This is a genomic window from Candidatus Methylomirabilota bacterium (assembly GCA_036001065.1).
Classification (GTDB): domain Bacteria; phylum Methylomirabilota; class Methylomirabilia; order Rokubacteriales; family CSP1-6; genus MNEF01.
Genome location: DASYUQ010000204.1, coordinates 1 through 3197, shown reverse-complemented (window position 1 = coordinate 3197; position 3197 = coordinate 1). Strand labels below are relative to the sequence as shown.

General features: G+C 68.7%; 4 protein-coding genes. 2 read left to right on the top strand and 2 right to left on the bottom strand.

What is annotated here, in order from left to right; genetic code table 11:
- Positions 1 to 1048, top strand: a 1048-nt coding sequence (locus tag VGV13_19720; GenBank protein ID HEV8643314.1) for an alcohol dehydrogenase catalytic domain-containing protein, incomplete at its 5' end; no start/stop codon positions are given.
- Positions 1049 to 1054: 6 nt separating this feature from the next.
- Here VGV13_19720 and VGV13_19715 read toward each other — a convergent pair.
- Both VGV13_19715 and VGV13_19710 read right to left on the bottom strand, forming a co-directional pair.
- Complete coding sequence (locus VGV13_19715) at positions 1055 to 1480, bottom strand: CBS domain-containing protein (GenBank protein ID HEV8643313.1); 426 nt, start codon at positions 1478 to 1480, stop codon at positions 1055 to 1057.
- A 218-nt stretch (positions 1481 to 1698) separates the two neighbouring features.
- The gene (locus tag VGV13_19710) at positions 1699 to 2496 is read right to left on the bottom strand and encodes a cytochrome P460 family protein (GenBank protein HEV8643312.1); all 798 of its coding nucleotides are present in this window, start codon (positions 2494 to 2496) and stop codon (positions 1699 to 1701) included.
- Between the two features lie 440 nt (positions 2497 to 2936).
- On the opposite strand from VGV13_19710, the gene VGV13_19705 reads away from it, so the two are divergent.
- A partial coding sequence (locus VGV13_19705; protein ID HEV8643311.1) for a DUF4331 family protein occupies positions 2937 to 3197 on the top strand: 261 nt, incomplete at its 3' end.

Below are 3197 nucleotides of genomic sequence, written 5' to 3'. Positions count from 1 at the left end.
CGGGTGTCGTGCACGTGGGCGCGCGGCGATGAAGGCCCTCGTCTATCCCGCCTGGGACGTGCTGGAGATCCGTGACGTCCCGGAGCCGTCACCCGCGCCCGGCGAGGTCGTGCTCCGGGTCGCCGCCGTCGGCATCTGCGGCTCGGAGCTGGAAGCGGTCGCCTCCCGGAGCCCCCGCCGGCCGCCCCCGCTCATCATGGGCCACGAGTTCTGCGGCGAGGTGGCGGCGGTCGGCGAGGGCGTGACCGACCTCAGGGTCGGTGATCGCGTGGTGTCGAGCTCCGTGATCCCCTGCGGGCGCTGTGCCGAGTGCCTCCATGGCGCGACCCATCTCTGCCCCCGGCGCGAGGTCTTCGGCATGAACCGCCCCGGCGCGTTCGCCGAGCGTATCGCCGTCCCGGCATCGGTGGTGCTGCCGCTGCCGGAGCGGGTGGGGCCGCTGGAGGGCGCGCTGGTGGAGCCCCTGGCCAACGCCGTCCACGTCTGGTCGCTGGTCACCCGGCGCTTTCCCGAGACGGTCGTCGTCATCGGGTGCGGGGCGATCGGGCTGATGGCGCTCCAGGTGGCGCGGGCGGGCGGCGCCCTGACCCTGATCGCGGTGGACGTCAACGAGGCCCGGCTCGAGATGGCGCACGCGGTCGGCGCCGAGCCGGTCTTCAACCCGATGCGTGCCGACGTGGTCGCGGAGCTGAGACAGTTCACGCGCGGCCGCGGGGCCGACGTCGTGATCGACGCGGTGGGCGCGGCGGCCACCCGCCGGGCCGCGGTCGAGATGGCGCGCGCGGGCGGCGAGGTCGTCTGGATCGGCCTCCACGACGACGCCACCGAGATCCCGGGGCACCAGGTGGTGCTCGGCGAGCGGCGCATCGCCGGATCGTACGCGGTCACCGCGCGCGACCTCGGCACGGCCGTCGGCCTCTTCGCCCACCGGCGCATCGAGATCGCCCCCTGGGTCCATCCGTTCGCGCTGGACGAGGGACCGCGCGTCTTCCGTCAGCTGCTCACGGCGCCGCCGCGGGACTATGCCAAGGCCCTGCTCCTGCCCTGAGGCGGCTCAGACCCGGTACAGGTACTCCTGTAGATACTGGATCTCCGCGCCCTTGTCCTCGAGATCGATCCGCATGAGGTCGCGGATCGAGAGCATCGAGAGCAGCCGGCCCTCGCTCACCACCGGCAGGTGGCGGATGTTGGCCTGGTCCATCTTGCGCATCGCCGACGGGTAGTCGTCATCGACGTCGGCCACGACCAGGTCGGTCGTCATGACGCTGGCGACGGGGGTGCGGGCGGGGTCGAGGCCGCGATCGACGACGCGCTGCACGACGTCGCGCTCGGAGAAGACGCCGACCAGCCGGTCGCCATCGAGCACGGCCACGATGCCCACGTTGTTCTCGGCCATGACCCGCACCGCCTCCGTGACCAGGGTCTGGCGCTGGACCACGAAGAGAAAGCCGTGGCGCATGATCTCGCGCAGCTTCTTCATCGCGACACCTCCCGGGCGCGGCCGGCGCCGAGACACGATGGCCGGGCCGGTGAAGGTCGGAAAGTGGAAGCTAGTGCCGTTCCAACTTGTTGATACTAAATCTGTCCACGAACGACGTACACGGTGCCTTCCTAGGCGCGAATAGTTGGAACGGCACTAGCCTAGCCCGAGGCGGCCGCCGCGGCAAGGGGAAAGGGCGCCCGGTCCAGGCGGCGCGGCTACTTCACCTCGATCTGCCCCTTCATCGAGGGGTGGAGGCCGCAGATGTAGTCGTAGACGCCGGGCGCCGCAAAGCTCTGGGAGTGGCTCTGCCCCTTGGTCAGGATCGATGACCGGCTCGGCCCGCCGGTCGTCACCGTGATCTGGTGGGGCGAATCGTCGGTGTTCACCCAGGTCACCGGCTTGCCCGGGGCCACCGTCAGCTTACCCGGCCCGAACGCGAAGCCCCCGATGGTGACATCGACCCGCGATGTCGAGGTCGCGGCGGCGACGCCCTGGACCTTGGCCAGCGAGATCACGAAGTCCTGCTTCTCGTGCGGCTTGTGGCAGGTGAAGCACGCCTTGAAGTTGGCCTTGTCGTTGAACTTACTGTCCGCCGTGAAGGCCGAGTATTCCCACTCGCCGTTGCGGAGGTCGGGCGGATACTCGGCGCCCCAGCCCTGGCGCTTTTCCATCACCCCGATGCCGGCCAGGTCACCCTTTACGAATCGCCCGGTGGCGTCCTTGATGGGGGTACCCTGGGCGTCCACCTGGGCCTTGTACTGGATGATCGTGAGGACCGTCCCGTAGGGCAACGGCTTGCCCTCCTTCATGGCCCGCACCGCCTCCGGGGACGACGCGTAGAGCTCCCGGTACTGCTTGTTGTCGTAGCGGTCCACGGTGGTGTAGAGCACGTGATTCTTCCAGTTCGCCGGGAACGCGATCTTCTCTGGCCCGGCGCTGGTCGGCGCGGCCACGAAGGACCCAGCAATCAGGACGACGGCGACGATGGCGACAACGGCGATCACTCGGCTCATGCTTCGCCTCCTGGCGTCTGCAGCGCTCGGTATCGGCGCCGCCCCGTCCCGGGGCTCGGAAAGACGGCCGGATTCTATGCCGGGTGACCGTCCAAGTCCAGGCGCGGGAGGCCAGCGTGATGCCTCTTCGCCGGTAACACCGTTAATGAGGCACATCGCCCTGTTGACAAGGCTCGTCGAGCCGCCTAAAGTACGCCCTTTCCGTAGTGAACGCTCGGACCTCGGTGAGGTCTCGGTATGCTCCCAGGGCGGTCCCGGCAGAGCCTCTCACGCGCCAGATCACTTCACGCGTGGGCATCCGATCGATGGCCAGTCGTCTCGGCGAGCCGACCGGGCTCGTCGTCGCTGTTCGCATTGACCGCGATCTTACTTGGCGAAGTGGAGATCGTTCGTTGTGACGCTTTCAGGTGGCCGCAGGCGGGCTAGGGAGGGCTGCTCCGATGAAAAGGCTGAGAGACCCCCGGATGGCGATTCTGTTTGGAGGCTTGGCAGCGTTGCTGGCGCTCCTCGTCGTCTCGCCCTGGATTGCCAGGGTCAAGGGTGCTGACCACCGGGAAGCCCCGCTCATCAACGAGGACCCGGCGGCCGACCTCGCCGACGTCTTCGCCTTCATCAACCCGAACGACCCCACGAAGGTCGTGTTCGCGATGACGGTCAACGGCTTCGCAGTCCCGGGTGTCCGCGCCTCATACTCCTTCAGC

What these genes read in the sequence shown, in the direction of transcription:
- VGV13_19715 (HEV8643313.1), bottom strand. Translation starts at nt 1,480, where the DNA reads ATGAAGAAGCTGCGCGAGATCATGCGCCACGGCTTTCTCTTCGTGGTC.
- VGV13_19710 (HEV8643312.1), bottom strand. Translation starts at nt 2,496, where the DNA reads ATGAGCCGAGTGATCGCCGTTGTCGCCATCGTCGCCGTCGTCCTGATT.